Below are 23,691 nucleotides of genomic sequence, written 5' to 3'. Positions count from 1 at the left end.
GCGGGGGAGGAGCATCGATTCCCCGTCCGGGGCGCATGGGTGCATGGCTGGGGGCGCGCAGGAGGAATGAGCGCGGGAGCGGGTAGTCACGCTTGGGGGTCGGCTTCCACCTTTACCCCGGCAATCCTCGCATGCCTCGCATTTTCGCCCTGCCCATGGGGCATCGATCTTCCCGGCCGGAACTTCTCGGTGGAAGACACGTCAACTCGGTGCGCGGGACGGCACCGCAGCCACACGGCGAGCGAGCCGAAGGCGAGCCGCCAAGACACAGGGGGTAGTGCCCATGGCCGCAAGGCCTCTCGTCGCGCGGCAGCCGAACGAACGGCTGCAGGCGCTCATCCAGGAAGCGGGGTGCTCGAACGCCGGGCTCGCCCGCCGCGTCAACATGTGCGGCGCCGAACACGGCCTCGACCTGCGCTACGACAAGACGTCCGTGGCCCGTTGGCTGCGCGGCCAGCAGCCGCGGGGACGCGCCCCGGCGATCATCGCCGAGGCCCTGGGCCGCAAGCTCGGCCGTACGGTCACGATCGACGAGATCGGCATGGCCAACGGCAAGAACCTCGCGTCGGGTGTCGGTCTCCAGTTCTCGCCGACGGTACTGGGGGCCATCGAGCAGGTCTGCGAGCTGTGGCGCAGTGACGTGGGCCGCCGGGACTTCCTCTCGGGGTCCTCCGTGGCCGCCTCGGCGCTGGTCGAGCCGAGCCGCGACTGGCTGATCTCCTCGCCCGACGCGCAGGTGGCGCGGTCGGCCGGCCCGCGGGTGGGCCAGTCCGACGTGGCGGCCGTGCAGGCGATGACCCGGGCGCTGGTCGACCTCGACCACCAGTACGGCAGCGGGCATGTGCGCCCGGTCGTCGTGCACTACCTCAACAGCGTCGTCTCGGGCCTGCTCGCCGGCTCCTACCGGGAGGCGGTGGGACGTGAACTCTTCGCCGCCGTGGCCCGTCTGACGGAGCTGGCCGGCTACATGGCCGTCGACACCGGACAGCCCGGTCTCGCCCAGCGCTACTACATCCAGGCGCTGCGCCTCGCCCAGGCGGCGGGCGACCGCGGCTACGGCGGCTACGTCCTCGCCGCCTCCATGAGCCACCTCGCCGCGCAGCTCGGAAACCCCCGCGAGATCGCCCAGTTGGCACGCGCGGCGCAGGAGGGGGCGCGGGGGCGCGTGACACCGCGCGCGGAGGCGATGTTCCACGCGGCCGAGGCACGCGGGCACGCGCTCCTGGGCGACGTACGGGCGACCCAGGTGGCGTCCGGGCGGGCGGTGGCGGCGCTGGAGGCGGCCGATGAGGCCTCCGGGGACGACCCGGCGTGGATCGCGCACTTCGACGAGGCCTACCTGGCGGACGAGTTGGCGCACTGTCACCGCGACCTCGGGCAGGCCGACGCGGCGGCGCGCTGCGCGCAGCAGTCCCTGGACGGGCATCCGGAGAGCCGGGCACGGCGGCGGGCCATCGGCTATGTGCTGTTGGCCACCGCGCAGGTGCAGCGGCGCGAGGTGGAGGAGGCCTGCAACACCGGCCTGAAGGCGGTGGCGTTGCTGGAGACGCTCCGCTCCAACCGGGGCGCGGAGTACCTGGAGGACCTCCAGCAGCGGCTGGAACCGTTCCGGGAGGAACCGGTGGTCAGGGAGTTCGGGGCACGCCTGGATCTCCAGGCCGCCGCGTGAACGGGCGGGGCGCCGAGGCGTGAACGGCGGGGAAACCGCCCGCCGTCGCACGGCGCTCCGCTTCCGTCACCGGCTCACTGGGGGGAAGGTCACGTCCTGAGCTGCGTGGCACGGGGTTCCGGGGACCCGGTAGCGTGAGCCGACGATTCCGCAAGTCCCCCATTCGTAGGAGTCCCGGTGACGCAGAGTGGACAGGGCGAGGAGCCCTCGGCGCGGCCCGCGCGCGAAGGCATCGTGCTGCCCTCCGACGGCGGGGAACCCCTGCTGCCGGGCATGACGAACAGCCCCTACGACGGCTCCCCGCAGTACGGGCAGCAGACGCCGCCGCCGGCCGCGCCGCCCGGCGGGCAGACCTGGGGCCAGCCGTGGGGCCCCGACCAGCAGCAGGGCGGCCAGGGCTGGCCGCTCCCGGCGGACCAGCCGTGGGACACCCCGCAGCCGGTGGCCGACGGCGCGTGGGACACGCCCCGCCCGGCCGCGGCCCCGCTGCCGCCCGAGGGCGCCGCGGCCCCGTCGTACGGCCACGGCGTGCCGTCCGCGCCCCTGCCGCCGCCGGCCGACGAGGGCGCCACCCAGTACATACCGCCGGTCACCGCCGCCCCGGCGGACGACGGCGCGACGCAGTACCTGCCGCCCGTCCCCGCCGCCCCCGTGGACGAGGGCGCGACGCAGTACCTGCCGCCGGTCGGGCCGGGCGCGCTGCCCCCGGAGACTCCGTCGGAGTCGACCCGCTTCCTCGGCCGCACCCCGCGGAACGGCCCCGGCCCGATGCCGGGCGCCGGCTACCCGGGCGCGGGGGCGCATTCCGGTGCGGGCCCGCTGCCCGGCGCAGGTCCCCTTCCGGGCGCCGGCGGGCAGCCGGGCCCCGGTTCCGCGCCGGGCGCGGGGTCGATGCCGGGTGCCGGCGCGCACGCGGGCGCGGGCCCGCTGCCCGGCGCCTCCTCGTACCCGGGCGCTCCCTCGGGGCCGGGCCCCCAGCCGGGCGCCGCCCATCCCGACGCCGAGGCGACGCGGTACATCCCTCCGGTGACCGGGCAGGCGCCCTACGGCGCGGGCGGTGGGGACCGGCAGCCGCCCGCGGAGTTCGAGAACCTCTTCCGCAGCGGCCCTGCGGGCGACGACAGGGCCGCGTCCACGCAGCAGCTGCCGCGGTTCTCGGAGCCGGAGACCGCCGGACACGGGCGCGGGCGCGGGCACGGCGGCCACGGTCCCGGGCCCGGCTACGCCCCGGCCCGGTCCCCGCGCGCGGTGCGGGACGAGGACGACGAACACAGACGCGGCGGCCGGGGTGGCCGTACCGGATCCCGGGTGCCGATGTTCGCGGCGATCGGCGTGGCCATCGCCGTCGTCGGGGTCGGCGCGGGTGCGCTGCTCGCCGGTGGCGGCGGCAGCGACCAGGGCGACGACAACAAGACCGTCGCCGCGTCCGCTCCCGCCACCTCCGGTTCCGCCTCGCCGTCCGCCGACCCGGCCGAGCAGCAGGCGGTGGCGCTGGACGGGCTGCTCGCGGACAGCGGCAGCAGCCGGGCCAGCGTGATCAGCGCGGTGGCCGACGTGAAGGCGTGCCGCAACCTCGCGCAGGCCGCCTCCGACCTGCGGGCCGCGGCGAAGCAGCGCACCGAGCTGGTGACCAAGCTGTCCGGGATGAGCGTCGACAAGCTCCCGGACCACGCCGCGCTGACCACCGCCCTCACCAAGGCGTGGCAGGCGTCCGCGTCCGCCGACGACCACTACGCGGCCTGGGCCGACCAGGTCGCCGCGGACAAGAAGAGCTGCAAGAAGGGGCAGGCCCGCACCACGAGCGAGACGCAGGCGGGCAACCGGGACAGCGGCACGGCCAACACGCACAAGAAACAGGCCGCCCAGCTGTGGAACGCGATCGCCGGGACCTACGGCCTGACGAAGCGCCAGGCGACCCAGCTCTGAGCCCGGGCGCCCTCCGGGCGCCCGGCGCCGTGGCGGCGGTCCTGGAACGACGGCCGGCCCGCCTCCCCGCGCGCCAGGCGCGCGAGGCCGGGGGTGACGGCCCTGATCAGTCCACGTCCGCGTTCTCCAGCGTCGTCGTCATGTCGACGAAGCCGTTCTTGGCGGCCACCAGCCGGCCCTGCTGCACGGTCTGCAGGGTCACGTCGGCGTTGACCAGGCGCGGGAAGCCGATGGAGGCGAGCTTGTCGGAGAACTCCCAGCGCAGGGTCGGCGTGAGTCCGCCCGTGGTGACCTTCAGCCCGTCGTCCAGCGCGCCCCGCACGCTGTCGGCGGTCACCTCGCCGCCCCCCAGCGACTCCACGACCTGCCGGAACACGGTGTAGGCGATCCAGGTGGTCTGCACTCCGGTGTCGGCCGCGTCGATCCGGGTGTCGGAGAAGGCCTGTTCGCTGATGACCTTCTTCATCGCGTCCCAGCGGGAGTCGCTCGCCACCGGGTACCAGCCGGTGACGTACGCCCCCTCGAAGGGGCTCGCCGCGCCGCCGGTGGAGTTGATGACCGTCTGGTCGACGCTGCCGAGCACGGTGGCGGTGCGCACCGAGGGGTGGTCCTCGCGGCTGCGGCGGAAGGAGTCCATGAAGGTGCTGGTGCGGTCACCGAGCGCGGGCACCACGCACCCCGGCTCGGAGGTGTCGCCGGCCGTCCGCTTCAGGGCCGTCTCGGCCTGCGCCGAGTACTCGGTGGCGTCCTCCGCCGCCCGCTGGTCGTCGGACCCCTCGTGACCGCCCGCCTTCAGCCCGGCGTCGAGCATGGCGGGCAGGGCGTCGCCCGCGATGGTGTCGGGGCGTACGAGCGTGACGGGACCGCAGGTCGGGGCGAGCTCCTTGCCGAGGCCGGCCAGCAGCGCGGGCTGGCCGCCGTTGACGGGATAGGACAGCGGGCTGGTGAACTCGTCGTTGGTGACGCCGTAGCCGCCGATGTAGGGGATGCCGGCGCCCTCCAGCGGCGGGAGGAAGGACTCGGAGTGCTGGCTGTAGGAGCCGATGACGGCGACCGCCTTCTCCTTGACCGCGCGCCGGGCGCACTGCGCGGCGTCCACGCCGTCGTTGTGGTCGTTGCAGGTCAGGACGGTCAGCTTGCGGCCGCTCAGCCCGCCGTGCGCGTTGACCCAACGGGCGTAGGCGCGGGCGAAGGCGGGCATTCCGGGTTTGTTGGTAGCGCCCGTGCCCTCGGGGGCCCAGGTCATCACGACGATCGGATCGTCCCCGGAGCCCCCCGTGGTACCGGGGACGATCCCGCATCCGGCGGCCAGCGACGCACAGGCCACGAAGGCCCCCGCCGACAGGGCGGAAGCCCTGAGTGGCCTGGTGAAGCGGAGGAACCTGGGGAGGAAGGTGCTTCGCGTGCGTCGCCTGCCGGTCATGGAAACGCACGATTCCGCCACATCGCTAACCTGGGAGTGACCTTCGGTCAACGGCTGGTGACCCACAGGTGAATTGCGGGGGCCGGTGCGGCGCTCCGGACACGGAACGTACGATCGATGACCGTGCAACAAGGTTCGGAGAACTCTTCCCGTCGCAGCCGTCGCTCCTCCACCATGGGCGGCATGCCACTCAACGACATGCCGTGGTGGCGCTGGCGCAGCAATGTGCGCTCCGCGCTGCACATGCTCTCCGATCCGGTGTTCCAGCGGGACGTCTGGCTGGCCGGCGTGGACGGGTACGGGGACGTCACCGACGCCGTGTACCGCCTGGTCGAGGACACCTGGCTGGACAACTGGTCCGCCGAGAAGTACGTCGGCACGATCTTCCGCGACTCGCAGGAGGCGGCGCTGGTCGACACGGCCGTGCTGCGGGTGCTGCGGATCATGCACCAGGTCGGCCCGGACGCGCCGGTCTCCGCCTACCTCGACCACCAGGCGTGGCCGGAGGCGGTGCGGGCGGCCCGCGACGCGCACGTGCGCATGGCGGTGGCCGACGGGGAGGACCCGGACGCGCCACCGCGCACGCTCGAGGTGCTGCGCATCCTGACCAGGTCCGCATAGGGCCTGTCGTTCGGATCAGGTCGCAGACGCGGAACCTGGCACGCGCATCTGCGGCGTCGCCGTCGGTCGCCGACGCTCCGCGTCCACTCCCTCCTCCGCCTTGCAGCGACACGCACCGGGCCCCGCTCACCGGCGTCGGGAAGCACCGCCGGTTCCCTGCGACCTGATCCGGACGACAGGCCCTGGGTCCGCCCTGCGGACGGAGTTCCGCCGGGCCCGGGCGGGCATGAGACCCTGTCCTGCATGAGTGAGCAGTCCACCCGAGCCGCGGCCGACCCCGCCGACCAGTACGTCCTCACCCTGTCCTGCCCCGACAAGCAGGGCATCGTGCACGCCGTGTCGAGCTACCTCTTCATGACGGGCTGCAACATCGAGGACAGCCAGCAGTTCGGCGACCACGACACGGGTCTGTTCTTCATGCGCGTCCACTTCTCGGCGGAGGCGCCGGTGACCGTGGACAAGCTGCGGGCCAGCTTCGCGGCGATCGGTGACTCCTTCCACATGGACTGGCAGATCAACCGGGTCGACGAGAAGATGCGCATCGTCCTGATGGTCAGCAAGTTCGGCCACTGCCTGAACGACCTGCTGTTCCGCGCCCGGATCGGCGCGCTGCCGGTGGAGATCGCGGCGGTGGTGTCCAACCACACCGACTTCGCCGAGCTGGTGGGCTCGTACGGCATTCCCTTCCACCACATCCCGGTGACGAAGGACACGAAGCCCGAGGCCGAGGCCAAGCTCCTCGAGATCGTCCGCGAGGAGAACGTCGAGCTGGTCGTCCTGGCCCGCTACATGCAGGTGCTCTCGGACGACCTGTGCAAGCAGCTCAGCGGCCGGATCATCAACATCCACCACTCCTTCCTGCCGAGCTTCAAGGGCGCGAAGCCGTACCACCAGGCGCATGCGCGGGGCGTGAAGCTGATCGGCGCGACGGCGCACTACGTGACCGCGGACCTCGACGAGGGCCCGATCATCGAGCAGGAGGTCGAGCGGGTGGGGCACGACGTCACCCCGGACCAGCTGGTCGCCGTCGGGCGGGACGTGGAGTGCCAGGCGCTGGCGCGGGCCGTGAAGTGGCACGCGGAACGGCGGATCCTGCTGAACGGACGCCGGACGGTCGTCTTCGCCTAGGCGGTCCGCGGCGGCCGTCTGACCCGGGCGGTCTCCGACGTCGTTCTTCGCCTTGGCGGTCCGCGGCGGCCGTCTTCGTCCGGGCAGCCTCCGGAACGCGGGCGCACGCGACCGGCCTGCCGCACGCGCGCCCGGCGCCCTACATACGGCTCAGGGACGCCGCCGCGAAGAGGACGTCCCGGATGGCCTCCCGGTCGCCGAGCTGGCCCGCGGCCGCCTCCTCGGGTGAGACGTGGCCCGCGGCCAGCTTGCAGAACTCGACGTCGTCCAGGGCCACGTGGGCCACTTCGTGGTCGGCGGAGCCCACCGCGCCGGGGGAGTCCAGCGGGATGAACCACTCGCCGCCGCCCGAGCCCTCGATCTCCAGGCGCAGGCTGCGGCCGGGCTGCCCGGCCGTCACCAGGTGCCGGCTGCGGCCCGGTCCGGCGAGCCCCACGCGCCGGCGCTCGGCGAGGACGCCCGGCAGCATGCGGGCGGCCAGGTCGATCATGCCGTGGAGGTGGCCGGGCGCGGGCGGCGCGTAGGGGTAGTCGACGGCCTCCGCGATGTCCTCGGCGTGCACCCAGCACTCGAAGGCCCGGTCGATCAGCGCGTCCCGCAGCGGCAGCTCGAAGTCGCCGTAGGACACCGGCAGGGTGCCGGTGCCGCCGCCGGTGAAGGAGACCGTGCGCACGACGGCGTGGGCCTGCTCCCGCCACGGCCCGCGCACGGAACGCGTCGGCGGGAAGCGCGAGGCCTCCCAGAACGCCTCCGTCCGCTCGGCGGGCGCCACCACCGGCTTGTCCCCGGACAGCGGGTCGTCGAGGCCCAGCGCGACGGCGATCAGCCCGTCCACGGCGAGCAGATGCGCGATCACCCCGGCGACGGTCGTACGGCGGTTCGCCTCGCCCTGGCCGCGGAACCAGCGCAGCCGCACGGGAGCGTGCCACTCGGCGTCCCCGAAGTCCTGGAGCAGGGCGTCCAGGCGGGCGGTCTCGGCGTCGTACGACCTCGCCCACCCGGGCACCGGGATGCGGGGCGGGCGCCGGTCCAGGCAGCCCTCCAGGACGCGGGTGCGCAGGCCGGGGTCGAGGTCGAGGCTCTCGGGCCGCTGGAGCAGGCCGACCGCCTCGCGCAGCCGCCGTGCCTCGACGGCGCAGGCGCCGCAGGTGCCGAGGTGCTCCTCGACGGCGGCGGTCTCCTCGGCCGAGCAGGCGGCCAGCGCCCAGGCGCCCAGCAGCGACTTGAGCACCGGGTGCTCGAGCCGCAGGGGCGACAGGGCGGCGGCGTCCGGCAGCGACGGCGCACCGTCCTCGACGGCGGCGCGGGGCGGCGGTATGCGGAGCGGCCGGTGGGGGCCCGGGACCGGGTCGGGGCCGGGGCGCGCGCCACCGCCGCCGTCGCGCGGGCTGCTGCCGCCACCGCCGTCGTACGTACCGTCGCCGTCACGCGGGCCGGCGTCGCCGTCCCGCGGCCCGCGGGATCCGCCGTACGGCCCGCCGGGCCCGTCCTCCTGGGCCTCGAAGTCTCCCGCGCCGCTCATGCGGCACCCCCGTAACCGGGCGGGGCGCCGGGCGCGGCTGCGTCGTGGGCCGTGGAGAGCAGTTGCAGGCCGAGGCGGAGCCGGCGGCGGGCCTCGTCCTCGGTGACGCCGAGGTCGACGGCGGTCTGGCGGTAGTCGCGGCGCTGGAAGTAGGCCAGTTCGAGGGCGGCGCGCAGCGGGGTCGGCATGGACTGGACGATGTAGTCGGCGCGGGCGGCCACGGAGGCGTGGCGCACCTTGTCCTCCAGTTCCTCGGTGGTGCCGGGGCCGCCGCGGGCCAGGGCCGCGGTCTCGGTGGCGCGCAGCCGCTGTACGGCGAGGCGGTGGGTGAGCGTGGCGACCCAGGTGCGCAGGGGACCCTGCTGGGGGTCGTAGGCGTCGGGGTGTTCCCAGACATGGGCGAAGACCTCGCGGGTGATGCCGTCGGCGGCCCGGTCATCTCCGAGTACGCGGTGGGCAAGGCCGTGCACGAGCGATGCGAACCGGTCATAGAGCTCGCCGAGGGCGGCGGCCTCTCCGCGCGCGAGCCGCTGCTGCATCCTGCGGTCCCAGCGGGGCGGTGCGTCCTGCGTCGCCATACGGCCCCCTCACCGTGCTCGTGCCTGCGTCCAGCGTGCGTCCACCGTCACCTCGAATGTAGTCGGCACGTCCGGCGTCGCACGCCCCTTTGATTCAATGTGCGCCCCCTGTCCGCCGGAGGGTGGTATGGGGCCTTGCCTACCCGACCTCCTTGCGGTCAGACCCGATCATCCGTGATCAATCACGATCTATAAAGATCGAACGGGTCGTAATGCGACTGGAACAAGCCTCTTTGCTGAAGTTCCCGTTTTACGTCCGGCGTTTCGGGGCACGGCCGCTGGGCAGCCGCGCTGCAAGGAAGCGAAGGGACAGCTTCCGTTTACGGCGAGCGAAGGGCGTGGTGGTGGCCTTCAAAGTGACCGGCGGCGAGCGGGGCGGATGGGCCGTGCTCCACGTGTCGGGCGAGTTGGACCTGGTGACGTCGCCCGTGTTGCGTCAACGGGTGCACGACGCGGTGGCCGAGGGCCGCCACAGTCTCGTCCTCGACCTCTCCGAGGTGCATTTCTGCGACTCCAGCGGCGTCGGCGTCCTCATCGCCGCCCGCCGCCTCATCCGTTCCTGCCGGGGCCGTCTGCGCCTGATCCTGCCGGCGCGCGGCGCCGTGGAGGATTCCCACGTCAACCGGGTCCTGGGCGCGTTGGGCGTGCGCCGGCTCTTCGACGTGTACGGCGACGTCGCGGAGGCCGTCGACGAGGGTACGGAGCCCCTGTCGGCGTAGCCGGGCGGGCGAACGCCCGTGACCGGAACGGCGCCCGGGCCGGTCCGCCCGGCGTGCTGCGGGCGGCGGGCACGAAGTCCTCACCGGCGGCCGGTTGGTCCCGCCCGTCGGCGCACCACATCACAGGTCGGCCACACCGCTGTCCCGAAATTCCCCCGGTCTTGGCACAAGCGCCACCTTCCCGCTGCCGGAGCGTCGCCGACGTCGTACGCTCCCTGCCGGAAGCAACCCCCACGCGATGACGTAAGGCGGCCCGAGGAGACATGGTCAGCAGCGAGTACGAGGGCAGGATCGCCGGCCGGTTCGCCACCTTCGACCAGGACGGCAACGGTTACATCGACCGCGCGGACTTCTGCGCCGCCGCCAAGGCGGTGCTCGCCGAGTTCGGTGTGCCGGCCCGGTCGGACAAGGGGCAGGCGCTGTACGCCGGCGCCGAGGCGTTCTGGCAGGGCATGGCCGGGATCGCGGACCGGGACGGCGACCAGCGCATCACCCGCGAGGAGTTCGTGAACGGCGCGGTCAAGCGCCTGCGCGACAACCCGGACCGCTTCGCCGAGATCGCCCGTCCCTTCCTGCACGCCGCTCTGGCCGTCGCCGACTCCGACGGCGACGGCCGCGCCACCGTCGCGGACACCGCCCGCGTCCTCACGGCCCTCGGCGCGACCGGGGAGGCCGCCCGTACGGCCGCCGCGGCGCTGGACTCCGACGCGGACGGCAAGGTCGGCGAGGCGGAGGTCGTCCCGGCCTTCGCCCGCTACTTCACGGTTCCCGGGTAGGGGTCCCGCCCCGCCCGGCTCGGCCGCACGAGGAGTCACCCGCCCCCGTTCCGCCGCTCCTTGTCCCCCGCCTGCGAAAACCGCTCCCGCAGCTTGTACTTGAGCACCTTCCGCAGGGTCTCGTTGCGGGGCAGCGCGGCCACCCGTTCCAGTTGCTCCGGGAGCTTGTGCGGGGACAGGCCCTGGGCGCGCAGGTACGAGGTCACCGCCGGCAGGGTCAACGCGTCGGCGTCCGGCGGTTGTTCGATCACCGCGCAGACGCGCTCCCCGCGGTCGGGGTCGGGGAGGCCGACGACCGCCACGTCGTTCACGGACGGGTGGGCGTGGAGGAGGTCCTCGATCTCCTTGGCCGAGATGTTCTCGCCCTTGCGGATGATCACGTCCTTGAGGCGGCCGGTGAGGACCAGGTGGCCGTCGCCGGTGAGGCGGCCGAGGTCGCCGGTGCGCAGGAAACCCTCCTCGTCGAAGGCCTCCGCCGTCTGGGACGGGTTCAGGTACCCCCGGCAGACCGCCTCCCCGCGCAGCCGTACCTCGCCGTCCACGATCCGTATATCCATCCCCCGCGGCGGCCGTCCCTCCGTCGTCGCGAGGTTGTCCGGGGTGTCGTCGGGGGACCCCATGGTGATCATCGGCACCTCGGTCATGCCGTACCCGTGGGTGAGCTGCACCCCCATCTCGCGGACGACGGCGTGGTACAGCTCCGGCGGCTTGGGGGCCCCGCCCCCGGCCAGCAGCCGCAGGGTGGGGATCACCTTCGTGTCCGGCCGCTTGCGCTGCTCGGCCAGGAACATCGAGTAGAAGGCGGTCGACCCGCCCGCCACCGTCACCCCGTGCCGCCGGTACTCCGGCAGCGCGTCCGGCAGCGCGAACTGCTCGAACATCACGGCGGGAAAGCCGTACAGCAGGAGCATCACCGTGTAGTCGGGGCCCGCGATGTGGGCGTACGGGAAGGCCATCGAGCCGACGTCGGCGGCCGTGAGGCGCAGGGCGTGGGCGAGGCACGAGCCGCCCGCGATGAGGGAGCGGTCCGTGTGCAGGACGCCCTTGGGGTCGGAGGTCGTCCCCGACGTCCAGTAGATCCAGCGGACCGCCGTGCCGTCGGCGGGCGGGGCGGGCAGGACGGCCGGGTCGCCGTCCGGGAGGTCGTCGTACGCCTCGAAGACGCCCTTCGCGCCGAGCCGCCGGGCCATCTCGCCGTGGTCGAAGCCCCGCCACACCCCCGGCACCGCGAGGAACTCGGCCTTGGACTCGCGCAGCGCGAAGCCGACCTCGCGGTCGCGGTAGAAGGGGATGACCGGGCTCTGGACGGCACCGAGGCGGGCCAGCGCGAAGGTCAGGACGGCCGTCTCCAGGCGGGTGGGCAGTTGCCAGGCGACGACCGTGCCGGGGCGTACGCCCCTGTCGTACAGGCCGGCCGCGGTGCGTTCGGCGCGGTCGCGCAGCGCGCCGAAGGTCAGGGTCCGGTCGCCCTGGAGGAGGACCGGGCGGTCGGGGGTGAGGGCGGCGCGGCGGGCGAGGAGCTCCCAGAGGGTGCGGGACGCGCTCAGGGCGTGGGCGGTGTCGGTCTCGTCGGTCACGGCGGCCCCCTTGAAAGCCGGCGGACGAGAGCCGGCGGAGAGAAGCGGCGGAGAAGAGCAGCGCGGAGAAGTGGCGGGACTGACGAGCAGCCGAACCGGCGCGCGGTCGGACTGACGATCCGTCAGATCAGGGCAGAGCGTAAGGGTCGTCGCCTTGTCGGTCCAGGGGTCGCGGACTAGCCTGCTGGGCAGAGGATATCTGACGGTCCATCAGATTACCCGTGGGGTAGCGGTCCGTCGGACAACGCGTCCGCCAGGCGGAGGGGACCCATGACCGAACTGCCCCGCATCATCAGCGTCGACGACCACGTCATCGAGCCCGCGCACCTCTTCGAGACCTGGCTGCCGCGGAAGTACCGCGACCGCGGCCCCAAGGCCCTCACCGCCGGCATCGGCGAGCTGGCCTACGTCGGCGGGAAGTACCGCATCACCATGGACCCGCAGGGCCAGCCCACCGACTGGTGGATCTACGAGGACCTGAAGTTCCCGTACAAGCGCAACATCGCCGCCGTCGGCTTCGACCGCGACGAGATGACGCTGGAGGGCGTCACGCGCGCGGAGATGCGGCGGGGCTGCTGGGACCCCGCGGCGCGGCTCGCGGACATGGACCTCAACCACGTCGAGGCCTCACTCTGCTTCCCGACCTTCCCCCGCTTCTGCGGGCAGACCTTCGCCGAGGCGCACGACAAGGAGGTCGCGCTGGCCTGTGTGCGGGCCTACAACGACTGGATGGTGGAGGAGTGGTGCGGGGACAGCGGCGGGCGGCTCGTCCCGCTCTGCCTGATCCCGCTGTGGGACATCGACCTGGCGGTCGCGGAGATCCGGCGCAACGCCGCTCGCGGGGTGCGAGCGGTGACCTTCTCCGAGATCCCCACCCACCTCGGGCTGCCGTCCATCCACTCCGGCTACTGGGATCCGTTCTTCGCCGTCTGCCAGGAGACCGGAACGGTGATCAACATGCACATCGGGAGCAGCTCCCAGATGCCGGCCGCCTCCCCGGACGCCCCGCCCGCCGTCCAGGCGTCGCTGTCCTTCAACAACGCCATGGCCTCGATGATGGACTTCCTGTTCAGCGGGGTCCTGGTGAGGTTCCCGACCCTCACCCTCGCCTACAGCGAGGGCCAGATGGGCTGGGTCCCCTACGCCCTCGAACGCGCCGACGACGTGTGGGAGGAGCACCGCGCCTGGGGCGGGGTCCGCGACCTGGTCCCGGAGCCGCCGTCGACGTACTACTACCGGCAGGTCTTCTGCTGCTTCTTCCGCGACCGGCACGGGGTGGCCTCGATCGACGTCGTCGGCCGGGACAACGCCACCTTCGAGACTGACTACCCGCACGTCGACTCCACCTTCCCGCACACCAAGAAGGTGGCCCTGGACCATGTGAAGGGCCTCGACGACGAGACCGTCTACAAGCTGATGCGGGGCAACGCGATCCGCATGCTCGGCCTCGACCTCGACCGTGACCGCTGATGGACCTCGCGGACACCCCCGAGGAGGCCGAGTTCCGGGCCCGCCTGCGCGAGTGGCTGGCCACGGCGCTCCCCGCGCTGCCGCCGAAGCCGTCCCCCGGGGACTGGCCGGCCCGCAGGGCCCACGACCTCGGCTGGCAGCGGACGCTGTACGACGCCGGGTACGGGCACGTGCACTGGGACGCCCCTCCGGGCATCCGGCTGATCTTCCTGGAGGAGACGGAGCGGGCGGGCGCCCCCTACGTGGGCGCGAACTTCGTCGGGCTGCTGCACGCCGGCCCGACCGTCGCCGCCGAGGGGACGGCCGTCCAGCGCGCCCGCTGGCTGCCGCCGATCCTGCGCGGTGAGGAGGTCTGGTGCCAGGGCTTCAGCGAGCCCGGCGCCGGCTCCGACCTCGCGGCCCTGCGCACGCGCGCGTGGCGCGACGGCGACACCTACGTGGTGAGCGGCGCCAAGATCTGGACCTCGCACGCCGAAGTCGCCGACTGGTGCGAACTGTTGGTCCGCACGGACGCGGGGGCACCCCGGCACCGCGGCATCACCTGGCTCGCGATGCCGATGGACGCGCCCGGCATCACCGTACGGCCGCTGCGCACCCTCGCCGGGTCCGCCGAGTTCGCCGAGGTGTTCCTCGACGAGGTGCGGGTGCCGGTCGCCAACCGGGTCGGCGAGGAGAACGACGGCTGGCGGGTGACGATGGTGACGCTGTCCTTCGAACGCGGCACGGCCTTCGTGGGCGAGGTGGTCGCCTGCCGGCGCGTGCTCGCCGAACTCGCCGTCCGGGCACGGCGCGACGGCCGCTGGGACGACCCGGCGCTGCGCGGGCGGCTCGGCCGGCTCAACGCCGAGTTCCGGGCGCTGTGGCGGCTCACGCAGTGGAACGTCAGCGAGGCGGAGGCGACCGGCGGCGTTCCGGGAGTCGGGGGTTCGGTCTTCAAACTGAGGTACTCGCACGCGCGCCAGGAGCTGTACGACGCCGCCGCCGAGGTCCTCGGCGACGGCGCCCTCGACCTGGACCGGCCCTGGGTGCTGGACCGGCTGTCGTCGCTGTCGTACACCATCGCGGCCGGTACCTCGCAGATCCAGCGGAACATCGTCGGTGAGCGGATCCTGGGGCTGCCGAAGGGGCGGTGAGCCCGGAAGGGACTCTTCACCATGAGGTTTCGACTGACGCGGGACCAGCGGGCGCTGCGGGACGGGGTGCGGGCCGTGCTGGCGCGGCGCTTCGGCCCCGGGGAGCTGCGCGCGGCCGTCGACAGCCCCGTGCTCGACCGGGCGCTGTGGCGGGAGCTCGGCGAGGCCGGGTTCTTCGCGCTGCGGCTGCCGGAGGCGGACGGAGGGGTGGGACTCGGTCTGCCCGAGACGGTGCTCGTCTTCGAGGAGGCGGGCCGGGCGCTGCTGCCGGGACCGCTCGTCGCCACCCATCTCGCGGCGGGCCAGGTGCCGGGCGCGGCCACCGGCGAGACCGTCGTGGCGGCCGTCGACGGCGGGCTGGTGGAGTGGCTGGCCGCGGCGGACGTCGTGCGGGGGGATGCCGCGGGGGCCGTGGCGCTGCGGTCGGTGGATCCCCTGACACCCCTGCACCGGGTGCCCGTCCGGGGTGCCCCGGATCCCGTCGCCGTCCTGCTCACGGCCGCCGAGCAGCTCGGCACGGCCACACGCGCGTGCGAACTGGCCGTGCAACACGCCCGGACTCGGGAGCAGTTCGGGCAGCCGATCGGCGCCTTCCAGGCCGTCAAGCATCTCTGCGCGGAGCTGCTGGTGCGGGTGGAGGTGGCCCGTGCGGCCGTCTACGCGGCGGCCGTGACCGCCGACCCGGCCGACATCGCGGCCGCCCGGCTCCTCGCCGACGAGGCCGCCGTACGCGGCGCCCGCGACTGCCTCCAGGTGCACGGCGGTCTGGGGTTCACCTGGGAGGCGGAGGTGCACCTGGTGCTGAAGCGGGCCTGGGTGCGCACGAGACGTGCGGGGGGCGGCACGGAGAGTGAGCAACGGCTTGCGGAGGAGTTGCTGGCGGAGGGCGGGTGGCAGGGCGCCGGCCTGCGGTGATGGAGAGATGCCGGGGTCACGTGCCGTCAGGGTGTCGCGGATCGTGGCATACGGGAATCACGGAGCGTGAATTGTGGTTGTGTCCGGGCCGTGACCCGTCACGGCCCGGAGTCGGGGAGTCGCTCGGGTACCGTCTGTGAGATGCGAGTGGTTCCGAGCGCGAGTCGGGCCGGTGGTGCCCCCGGGGTGGTGCCGGATACGGCGGTGCGTACCCCTGCTCGCAGGGCGGATGCGCGCCGGAACCCCGTCTGTTCGACTCCTCGGAGTGAGCGTCGCACAGTATGCCGCACGAGTACTCCTTCGCGCTGGAATATGCCCGAAGCGCTTGTTGAGGTGACTGTACGTCAACCAAGCTGTCTCGTAAGGGATTCACGTTCCGTCACCCTGCCTCTGACTGTTGTTCTGGTCATGCAGAAAATGGCTACGATCGTGGCCCTCGTCGTCATGGTGCTCGCGTGGCTTGCGTGGCTCACGTGGCGCGCGGCCATGTGTCCGCCGGTTCGGATGGTGTGAGCGGTGCAGGTGCTTCAAGTGCAGCTGGAGATCCGGCCCGACCCCGCTGAGGTGGGTCGAGCCCGGAGGTGGGCCCGTTCGCGCCTCGCCGGGTCCGGTATAGGGGCCGACGAGGCGCTCGCCGAGACGCTGGTCCTGCTCGTCTCCGAACTCGTCACCAACGCCGTGGTGCACACCGGTTGCCCCGCCGTGCTGCGCCTCTCCCTGACGGGTGGCGACGACGACGGGCCGGGGGAGTCCACCGTCCGTCTGGAGGTGGCCGACAGCAGCAGCCGGGCGCCCGTCCCCCGGTGTCTGGACGACGACGCCACCGGCGGTCGCGGCCTGGCCCTCGTCGACGGCCTCGCGGACCGCTGGGGCTGGATCGTCGAGGGCCCCGGCAAGCGCATCTGGTGCGAACTCGACCGCTGCGCGCGGCCCCGCGAAGGCGGGACGGACCGCGGGAGCGCGGCCCGCGCGGAGCCGGCGGTGGCGTACCCCCAGGGGCCGACGTACGAGGGGTTCGCGTACGAGGCCGTGTGACGGCGCACTGGTGTACGGGTGCCGAAGCGCGTGACGGCTTCGGTGCACGGGTGCGGAAAGCGCTGTCGTTCCCTTCCCGCCGGGCGGCGGTGCGCCCGGGTGTGCTTCCGTGCGCGCCCATGACAAAGGGGGGCGTAAGTAATAAATCCCCGATCGGGTGTTGACGTCGCGTGTCCGTTTGATCACGCTTGTGGTCAGCGATTCGCCGCGAGGGGACGGCGAGGGCTTCGGTGACGGAGGCCCTCGTCGAGTGCGGATCGTTGATTCGGCGTCGGGTCCCACAGGGCCGAGGGGAACCGGGGCGGGTACGCCGAGTCGGATGGCGGCGCGCGGTGCCGTGCTCGGGGCGGACCGCGGCGCGCCGCCATCCGGCGTCTTCACCAGGGGTGGCCGGCCGCCGGTGGCTACAGAACGGCCACCGGCGCCACCGGGGTTCCGGTCCCGCCGACGAACGGCTCGGGCATCGCCGACAGCAGGAACGCGTAACGGCGCGTTTCTCCACAGGCTGTGGACAACTCTTCGAGATTCCAGTTCTGGCCCTGGAGCATCCCCATCTCCACCAGGTCGAGCGCGTGCACGGGCAGCCACAGGTCGTCTATCTCGGGAGGAAACACCTCGAAGGTGAGGGTGTCGTTGGCGACCGCCGCCACATCGCGCGCGTGGAACCACTCCGGCGTCCGCACCGACAACCCCGGCGACGGATGCGCGTACCCGTGCTTGTCACCCGAGAGATACAGCCGTATCTGCCCGGTCCGTACGAGCACGACGTCGCCGGCCCGCACCCGTGTCCCCGCCAGCTCCTCCGCCGCCGCCAGGTCCTCCGGGGTCACCGCGTGCCCGCCGTCCAGCCGGTCGACGCCCCGCGCGCGTGCCACGTCCAGGAGCACCCCGCGCGAGACGACGTGCCGTGCCTTGTCGATGCCGCTGAACTCGGCGCCGCCGTGTGCGGTGACGGTGGCGGCCGGGCGGCCGTTGTAGAGCCTGCCCGAATGCGAGACGTGGGTCAGCGCGTCCCAGTGGGTGGCCGCCTGAAGTCCCATCGTCACGGCGTCGTCGCTGCACGCCACCGTGCCCGGACCGAAGACCTCCTGGTTGATCTGCACCATCGTGTGCAGCGGGTTGACCCGGCCCGGGATCATCCCGGTCTGCACGCCGTCCTCACGCAGGGGGAGTGCGAGCGGGACGCGGCGGCCCGTGCGGACCTCCGCCGCCGCCCGCCGGACGACCTCGTCGGTGATCAGATTGAGGGTGCCGATCTCGTCGTCGGTGCCCCAGCGTCCCCAGTTGTTGACGCGCCGGGCGATGTCGTGGAACTCGACGGGCAGAGCCATTCGGTGCCTCCCCGGGGCTTGTCCCCGACGGTCTGCCGGGCCCTAGAATCTAACGGTCCGTCAGAAACTGCGGGAAGGGGCCGGGCGTGGGGAACTTCTTGACCGGCAAAGCCGTCGCCGTCACGGGCGCCGGACGAGGCATCGGGCGGGCGGTGGCGCTCGCCGCGGCGGCGGAGGGGGCACGGGTCGTCGTCAACGACCTCGGCGTCTCCGTGGACGGCGCCGCACCCACCAGCGAGGTCGCCGAGGCCGTCGCCAAGGAGATCGAGGCGGCCGGCGGCGAGGCCGTCGCGGTCGCCGACGACATCTCCACGATGGACGGCGGCCGGCGGGTCGTCGACACCGCCATGGCGGCGTACGGGCGGCTCGACGGGGTCGTGTGCGTGGCCGGCATCCTGCGCGAACGGATGCTGTTCAACATGACCGAGGAGGAGTGGGACCCGGTCGTCGCCACCCACCTGAAAGGCACCTTCACTGTCTTCCGGGCCGCGTCCGCGGTCATGCGCGCCCAGCGCTCGGGCACTCTGATCGGGTTCACCAGCGGCAACCACCAGGGCTCGGTCTCCCAGGCCAACTACAGCGCCGCCAAGGGCGGGATCATCTCCCTCGTGCGCAGCGCCGCGCTCGGCCTGCACCGGTACGGGGTGACCGCCAACGCGGTGGCGCCCGTGGCGCGTACGCGGATGTCGGCGAACGTGCCCATGGAGCTGACCGGGATCGGGGAACCGGAGGATGTCGCTCCACTGGTGGTGTACCTGCTGTCCGACCGCGCGCGCGAGCACGGGGTCACCGGGCAGGTGTACACGGTCGCCGGGCCGCGGATCGCGGTGTGGGCGCAGCCACGCGAACTGCGGTCGGCTTACGCGGAGGGCGGTTCCTGGACGCCGGAGCGGATCGCGGAGTTCCTGCCGGGGTCGGTCGGGGTGGACCCGATGCCGATGCTGGAACGGCTGGAGGAGATGCGGCGGGCCGCGAACGACGGGGCGCGGCCGAACGCGTGAGCCGGTGGGCGGTCACCGGATGCGGCCCCGTGCGCGGCCGGTGGCGCCCGCGCGGCGGAGCCGTACACCGGTACGGCCCCGCGCCCCTGACGGGGTCGTCCTTGCCCCTTCCCGAGGAGGCGGACATGGAGTTCGGATTCACCGCCGCGGACGAGGAGTTCCGTGCCGAGGCCCGGGACTGGCTGGCCGCGCACCGTTCCTGTGCCGGGGACCGCCGCACCTGGGAACGCACCCTCGGCGCCGCCGGGTGGATAGGGATCGGCTGGCCGGAGGACGGGTACGGCAACCGCACCGCCACCCTCACCCAACAGGTCGTCTGGGCCGAGGAGTACGCCCGGTCGGGCGCTCCGGCCCGTGCGGGGCACATCGGGGAGAAGCTGCTCGCCCCGACCCTCCTCGCGCACGGCACCGCGGAGCAGAAGGCGCGTTTCCTGCCCCCGATCGCCGCCGGCGCCGAGTTCTGGTGCCAGGGGTACAGCGAACCCGGCGCCGGATCGGACCTCGCGGGGGTGCGGACGCGGGCCGAACGGACCCCGGACGGGACGGAGTACCGGGTCACCGGGCAGAAGCTCTGGACGTCCCTCGCCCACGAGGCCGACTGGTGCTTCGTGCTGGCCCGCAGCGACCCGGAGTCGAGGCGCCACCACGGGCTGACCTTCCTGCTCGTGCCGATGGACCAGCCGGGCCGGATCGAGGTGCGGCCGATCCGGCAGATGACCGGCACGAGCGACTTCAACGAGGTCTTCTTCGACGGCGCCCGCGCGCGCGTGGAGCACGTCGTCGGCGCGGAGGGCGGCGGCTGGCGGGTCGCGATGAGCCTGCTCGGCTTCGAGCGCGGGGTGTCCACGCTGGCCCAGCAGACCGGGTTCGCCGAGGAGTTGGGGCGCGTGCTCCGCACGGCCGTCGAGACGGGCGCCGCCGACGACCCCGTCATACGGGAACGGCTGGTGCGGCTGTGGGCCGAGCTGCGCACCATGCGGTGGAACGCGCTGCGGACGCTGGGCGGTTCGGGCGGGCCGGGCGCGCCCAGCGTGGCCAAGCTGCTGTGGGCGGGGTGGCACCAGCGGCTCGGGGAACTGGCGGTGGAGGTGCGGGGGGCGGCGGCGGGCGTCGGGCCGGCGGACTGGTCGCCCTCGGCGCCGTACGTGCTCGACGAGGCGCAGCACCTGTTCCTGTTCTCCCGGGCCGACACGATCTACGGCGGCTCGGACCAGATCCAGCGCACCATCATCGCCGGGCGCGTGCTCGGCCTGCCCGGACAGCCCAAGGGATAGGGGACGCGATGCGGGGCGTGGTGTTCGACGGCGAGCGGGCCGAGGTCGTGGACGATCTGGCGGTACGGGGGCCGGGGCCGGGGGAGGTGCTCGTGGCGGTGTCGGCGGCCGGGCTGTGCCACAGCGACCTGTCGGTGGTGGACGGGACGATCCCGTTCCCGGTGCCGGTGGTGCTCGGGCACGAGGGCGCGGGCGTGGTGGAGGCGGTCGGTGCCGGGGTCACGCATGTGGTGCCCGGGGACCATGTCGCGCTGTCCACGCTCGCCAACTGCGGCACCTGCGCGGAGTGCGACCGGGGGCGGCCGACGATGTGCCGGCAGGCCATCGGACGGCCGGGGAAGCCGTTCACCCGCGCGGGGCGGCCGGTGTACCAGTTCGCGTCCAACTCGGCCTTCGCCGAACGGACGGTCGTCAGGGCCGTGCAGGCGGTCCGGATCCCCGAGGACATCCCGCTGCCGTCCGCGGCGCTGATCGGCTGCGCGGTGCTGACCGGCGTCGGGGCCGTGCTCAACCGCGCGCGCGTGGACCACGGGGAGAGCGTGGTCGTCATCGGCACCGGCGGGATCGGCCTCAACGTGCTGCAGGGCGCGCGGATCGCGGGCGCGCGGCGGATCGTGGCCGTCGACGCCGATCCGGCGAAGGAGGCGGTGGCGCGGCGGTTCGGCGCGACCCACTTCCTGACGTCCGCCGAAGGCGTGCGGGAGGTGCTGCCGACGGGCGCGGACCACGTCTTCGAGTGCGTCGGCCGGGTGGAACTGGTCCGGCAGGCGATCGACCTGCTCGACCGGCGCGGCCAGGCGGTCCTGCTGGGCGTGCCGCCCGCGACCGCGGAGGCGTCCTTCCTCGTCTCGTCCCTGTACCTGGACAAGTCGATCCTGGGCTGCCGCTACGGCTCCTCCCGCCCCCAGCGCGACATCGCCCTGTACGCCGGCCTGTACCGGGCCGGACGGCTGCTGCTGGACGAGCTGGTGACCGCCACCTACCCGGTGGAGGACTTCGGGAAGGCCCGGGCCGAGGCGGAGGCGGGCCGGGTCGCGCGGGCCGTGCTCACGTTCTGACGGCGGTCCGGAAGGTGCGCCGGTACGCCGTCGGCGTCACGCCCAGCGCCGCCTGGAGGTGCTGCCGCATGGACTGGGCGGTGCCGAAGCCGGCGTCCCGGGCGACCTGGTCGACGGACAGGCCGGTGGACTCCAGCAGGTGCCGGGCCCGTTCGACGCGCTGCTGGGTGAGCCACTGGCCCGGACTGACGCCGGTCTCCTCGCGGAAGCGGCGGGTGAAGGTCCGTACGGACATGGACTCCCGCTCGGCCATGTCCCGCAGCCGGATCGGCTCGTGGAGGCGGCCGAGCGCCCACGCGCGCGCGGTGGTCGTGGTGGCCTGCTGCGGATGCGGGATCGGGCGCTCGATGTACTGGGCCTGCCCGCCGTCGCGGTGCGGCGGTACGACCGTGCGGCGGGCGACCTCGTTGGCGACGGCGGTGCCGTGGTCGCGGCGCACCATGTGCAGGCACAGGTCGATTCCGGCGGCGACGCCCGCCGAGGTCAGCACGTCGCCGTCGTCGATGAACAGCACGTCCGGATCGACCTCGATCCGCGGGAAGAGCCGCTGGAGGCGCTCGGCGTCGGCCCAGTGCGTGGTGGCGGGGCGGCCGTCGAGGAAGCCGGCGGCGGCGAGGACGTAGACGCCGGTGCAGATGGAGGCGAGGCGGGTGCCGGGGCGGATGTGCGCGAGGGCGGCGGCCAGGTCCTCGGTGAGGACGCCCTCCTCGAAGACCGGACCGAGTTCGTAGGAGGCCGGGACGATCACGGTGTCGGCGGTGGCGAGGGCCTCCGGGCCGTGGTCGACCATGATGGCGAAGTCGGCGTCGGTCTCGACGGGCCCGGGCGGCCGGACCGAGCAGGTCACGACCTCGTACAGGTGCCGTCGGCGGTGGTCCTTGGGGCGGCCGAAGATGCGGTGCGGGATGCCCAGTTCGAAGGGGAGCAGACCGTCGAGGGCGAGCACGACGACACGGTGCGGGCGGAACGCGGGGGACTCCTGCTCACGGGCCATGGCCCGATCCTAGCGAACAGTGTCCTCCGGGCCACTCGATGGAGGAGATCGCCGCACCGAAGCTGTAGGGCGTGACCCAGACAACCGAAGCCCCCACAGTCGTCCCCGAGCGGCGGCGGAGGCGCATCCACCGCGCCTGGTTCGTGGCCGCCGTCACCTTCGTCACGATCATCGGCGCTGCGGCCTTCCGCTCACTGCCGGGCCTGCTCATCGACCCGCTGCACCAGGAGTACGGCTGGTCGCGCGGCACGATCGGCGCGGCCGTCTCGATCAACCTCGCGCTGTACGGGCTCACCGCGCCGTTCGCGGCCGCGCTGATGGACCGTTTCGGCATCCGCCGGGTCGTGGCGGTGGCGCTGACCGTGATCGCCATCGGCTCGGGCCTGACGGTGTGGATGACGGCGGTCTGGCAGCTGTTGCTGTGCTGGGGCCTGCTGGTCGGCCTGGGATCGGGCTCCATGGCGCTGGCGTTCGCGGCGACGGTCACCAACCGCTGGTTCACCGAGCGCCGGGGCCTGGTCAGCGGGATCCTCACCGCGGCCTCCGCCTCCGGCCAGCTCATCTTCCTGCCGCTGCTGTCCTGGATGGTCACGCGCCACGACTGGCGCCCGGCGGCCGTCACCGTCGCCCTCGCCGCCCTGGCCGTCGTGCCCTTCGTCTGGCTGCTGCTGCGCGACCACCCGGCCGACGTGGGCCTGAAGCCGTACGGCGCGCGGGAGTTCGTCCCCAAGCCGCCTCCGGTGACCGGCGCCGCGCGCCGCGCGGTCACCGTCCTCCTCTCGGCCGTGCGCACGGGCCCGTTCTGGCTGCTCGCCGGCACCTTCGCGATCTGCGGCGCCTCCACGAACGGCCTGGTCCAGACCCACTTCGTGCCCGCCGCCCACGACCACGGCATGCCCGTCACGGCGGCGGCCTCCCTCCTCGCCGTCATCGGCGTGTTCGACGTGGTCGGCACGATCGCCTCCGGCTGGTTCACCGACCGCTTCGAACCGCGCAGGCTGCTGGCGGTGTACTACGCGCTGCGCGGCGTCTCGCTGCTCTTCCTGCCGATGCTGCTGGCCCCCACGGTCCACCCCCCGATGATCTTCTTCATCGTCTTCTACGGCCTCGACTGGGTCGCCACCGTCCCGCCCACCCTGGCCCTGTGCCGCGAGCAGTACGGCGACGACAGCGCCATCGTCTTCGGCTGGGTCCTCGCCTCCCACCAGGTCGGCGCGGCTCTGGTGGCGTTCCTGGGCGGCGTCGCCCGGGACCTCTCCGGCTCCTACGACGTGGTCTGGTACGCCTCGGGCGCGCTGTGCGCGGCGGCGGCCCTGATGGCCCTGGTGATCCGGCGCAGGCCGAGGACGCCGGCGGACGCCATCCCGGCCGTGGCCTAGGGAAACCTGCGCGGAGCCTCCCGGCGGCGGGGGGGGGGGGGGGGGGGGGGGGGGGGGGGGGGGGGGCCCCCCCGCGCCGCCCCCCCGCCCCCCCCCCGCGGGGGGGGCGGCGGGGGGCGGGGCGGGGACGGGGGGGGGGGGGGGGGGGCCACGCAAGGGCGG

Annotated in this window: 20 protein-coding genes; 14 read left to right on the top strand and 6 right to left on the bottom strand. The window is 73.5% G+C overall.

Going from position 1 to position 23,691, the window contains the following annotated elements; genetic code table 11:
- Positions 1–283 precede the first annotated feature (283 nt).
- Both ACIBBD_RS26440 and ACIBBD_RS26435 read left to right on the top strand, forming a co-directional pair.
- On the top strand, positions 284–1,669 hold the full coding sequence (locus tag ACIBBD_RS26440; RefSeq protein WP_399422040.1) for a transcriptional regulator: 1,386 nt from the start codon (positions 284–286) through the stop codon (positions 1,667–1,669).
- Between the two features lie 177 nt (positions 1,670–1,846).
- Entirely contained in the window at positions 1,847–3,595 is a 1,749-nt protein-coding gene (locus ACIBBD_RS26435) for a hypothetical protein (protein ID WP_399422039.1), read from the top strand.
- Between the two features lie 106 nt (positions 3,596–3,701).
- On the opposite strand, the gene ACIBBD_RS26430 is transcribed toward ACIBBD_RS26435, so the two are convergent.
- Entirely contained in the window at positions 3,702–5,018 is a 1,317-nt protein-coding gene (locus ACIBBD_RS26430) for an ABC transporter substrate-binding protein (protein ID WP_399422038.1), read from the bottom strand.
- A gap of 117 nt (positions 5,019–5,135) precedes the next feature.
- Between ACIBBD_RS26430 and ACIBBD_RS26425 the strand changes: the two genes are divergently transcribed.
- Complete coding sequence (locus tag ACIBBD_RS26425; protein WP_399422037.1) at positions 5,136–5,639, top strand: hypothetical protein; 504 nt, start codon at positions 5,136–5,138, stop codon at positions 5,637–5,639.
- A 243-nt stretch (positions 5,640–5,882) separates the two neighbouring features.
- A complete protein-coding gene (purU, locus tag ACIBBD_RS26420) occupies positions 5,883–6,767 on the top strand; it encodes a formyltetrahydrofolate deformylase (protein WP_399422036.1) in 885 nt (294 codons plus the stop codon).
- A gap of 139 nt (positions 6,768–6,906) precedes the next feature.
- Here purU and ACIBBD_RS26415 read toward each other — a convergent pair whose 3' ends face one another.
- Positions 6,907–8,289, bottom strand: coding sequence for a zf-HC2 domain-containing protein (locus tag ACIBBD_RS26415; RefSeq protein WP_399422035.1), 1,383 nt, complete (start codon positions 8,287–8,289; stop codon positions 6,907–6,909).
- Entirely contained in the window at positions 8,286–8,867 is a 582-nt protein-coding gene (locus tag ACIBBD_RS26410; protein ID WP_399422034.1) for a sigma-70 family RNA polymerase sigma factor, read from the bottom strand. Before ACIBBD_RS26410 ends, ACIBBD_RS26415 begins: the two co-directional genes overlap by 4 nt.
- A gap of 338 nt (positions 8,868–9,205) precedes the next feature.
- Here ACIBBD_RS26410 and ACIBBD_RS26405 point away from each other — a divergent pair, with 338 nt between their 5' ends.
- The gene (locus tag ACIBBD_RS26405; protein WP_399422033.1) at positions 9,206–9,586 is read left to right on the top strand and encodes an STAS domain-containing protein; all 381 of its coding nucleotides are present in this window, start codon (positions 9,206–9,208) and stop codon (positions 9,584–9,586) included.
- 263 nt (positions 9,587–9,849) lie between these two features.
- Entirely contained in the window at positions 9,850–10,362 is a 513-nt protein-coding gene (locus ACIBBD_RS26400; RefSeq protein WP_399422032.1) for an EF-hand domain-containing protein, read from the top strand.
- 35 nt (positions 10,363–10,397) lie between these two features.
- Here ACIBBD_RS26400 and ACIBBD_RS26395 read toward each other — a convergent pair whose 3' ends face one another.
- Positions 10,398–11,939, bottom strand: coding sequence for a class I adenylate-forming enzyme family protein (locus tag ACIBBD_RS26395; RefSeq protein WP_399422031.1), 1,542 nt, complete (start codon positions 11,937–11,939; stop codon positions 10,398–10,400).
- Positions 11,940–12,209: 270 nt separating this feature from the next.
- On the opposite strand from ACIBBD_RS26395, the gene ACIBBD_RS26390 reads away from it, so the two are divergent.
- The 4 genes from ACIBBD_RS26390 to ACIBBD_RS26375 all read left to right on the top strand — a co-directional run bounded on the left by ACIBBD_RS26390 (position 12,210) and on the right by ACIBBD_RS26375 (position 16,492).
- Positions 12,210–13,409 (top strand): amidohydrolase family protein, encoded by a 1,200-nt coding sequence (locus tag ACIBBD_RS26390; protein ID WP_399422030.1) that lies wholly within the window; start codon positions 12,210–12,212, stop codon positions 13,407–13,409.
- Complete coding sequence (locus ACIBBD_RS26385) at positions 13,409–14,542, top strand: acyl-CoA dehydrogenase family protein (protein ID WP_399422029.1); 1,134 nt, start codon at positions 13,409–13,411, stop codon at positions 14,540–14,542. The genes ACIBBD_RS26390 and ACIBBD_RS26385 overlap by 1 nt, the downstream gene beginning before the upstream one ends.
- A 21-nt stretch (positions 14,543–14,563) precedes the next feature.
- A complete protein-coding gene (locus ACIBBD_RS26380) occupies positions 14,564–15,457 on the top strand; it encodes an acyl-CoA dehydrogenase family protein (RefSeq protein ID WP_399422028.1) in 894 nt (297 codons plus the stop codon).
- Positions 15,458–15,988: 531 nt separating this feature from the next.
- Positions 15,989–16,492 carry an ATP-binding protein gene (locus ACIBBD_RS26375; RefSeq protein WP_399422238.1) on the top strand — a complete coding sequence of 168 codons (504 nt, stop codon included), beginning with the start codon at positions 15,989–15,991 and terminating at the stop codon, positions 16,490–16,492.
- Between the two features lie 404 nt (positions 16,493–16,896).
- On the opposite strand, the gene ACIBBD_RS26370 is transcribed toward ACIBBD_RS26375, so the two are convergent.
- Positions 16,897–17,823 (bottom strand): cyclase family protein, encoded by a 927-nt coding sequence (locus ACIBBD_RS26370; RefSeq protein WP_399422027.1) that lies wholly within the window; start codon positions 17,821–17,823, stop codon positions 16,897–16,899.
- 86 nt (positions 17,824–17,909) lie between these two features.
- On the opposite strand from ACIBBD_RS26370, the gene ACIBBD_RS26365 reads away from it, so the two are divergent.
- The 3 genes from ACIBBD_RS26365 to ACIBBD_RS26355 all read left to right on the top strand — a co-directional run bounded on the left by ACIBBD_RS26365 (position 17,910) and on the right by ACIBBD_RS26355 (position 21,156).
- Positions 17,910–18,824, top strand: a complete 915-nt coding sequence (locus tag ACIBBD_RS26365) for an SDR family NAD(P)-dependent oxidoreductase (RefSeq protein ID WP_399422025.1) — start codon at positions 17,910–17,912, stop codon at positions 18,822–18,824.
- Between the two features lie 125 nt (positions 18,825–18,949).
- Positions 18,950–20,098, top strand: a complete 1,149-nt coding sequence (locus ACIBBD_RS26360; RefSeq protein WP_399422024.1) for an acyl-CoA dehydrogenase family protein — start codon at positions 18,950–18,952, stop codon at positions 20,096–20,098.
- A gap of 8 nt (positions 20,099–20,106) precedes the next feature.
- A complete protein-coding gene (locus tag ACIBBD_RS26355; RefSeq protein WP_399422023.1) occupies positions 20,107–21,156 on the top strand; it encodes a Zn-dependent alcohol dehydrogenase in 1,050 nt (349 codons plus the stop codon).
- Here the strand turns inward: ACIBBD_RS26355 and ACIBBD_RS26350 are convergent.
- Positions 21,146–22,150: a GlxA family transcriptional regulator gene (locus tag ACIBBD_RS26350; RefSeq protein ID WP_399422022.1), complete on the bottom strand. Its 1,005-nt coding sequence runs from the start codon at positions 22,148–22,150 to the stop codon at positions 21,146–21,148. The genes ACIBBD_RS26355 and ACIBBD_RS26350 overlap by 11 nt on opposite strands.
- Before the next feature lie 71 nt (positions 22,151–22,221).
- On the opposite strand from ACIBBD_RS26350, the gene ACIBBD_RS26345 reads away from it, so the two are divergent.
- On the top strand, positions 22,222–23,529 hold the full coding sequence (locus ACIBBD_RS26345; protein ID WP_399422021.1) for an MFS transporter: 1,308 nt from the start codon (positions 22,222–22,224) through the stop codon (positions 23,527–23,529).
- Positions 23,530–23,691 lie beyond the last annotated feature (162 nt).

Source organism: Streptomyces sp. NPDC051315, from assembly GCF_044455165.1.
GTDB lineage: Bacteria > Actinomycetota > Actinomycetes > Streptomycetales > Streptomycetaceae > Streptomyces.
Note: the sequence above shows the minus strand (reverse complement) of the source record. Positions and strands in the feature narration are given on the sequence as shown.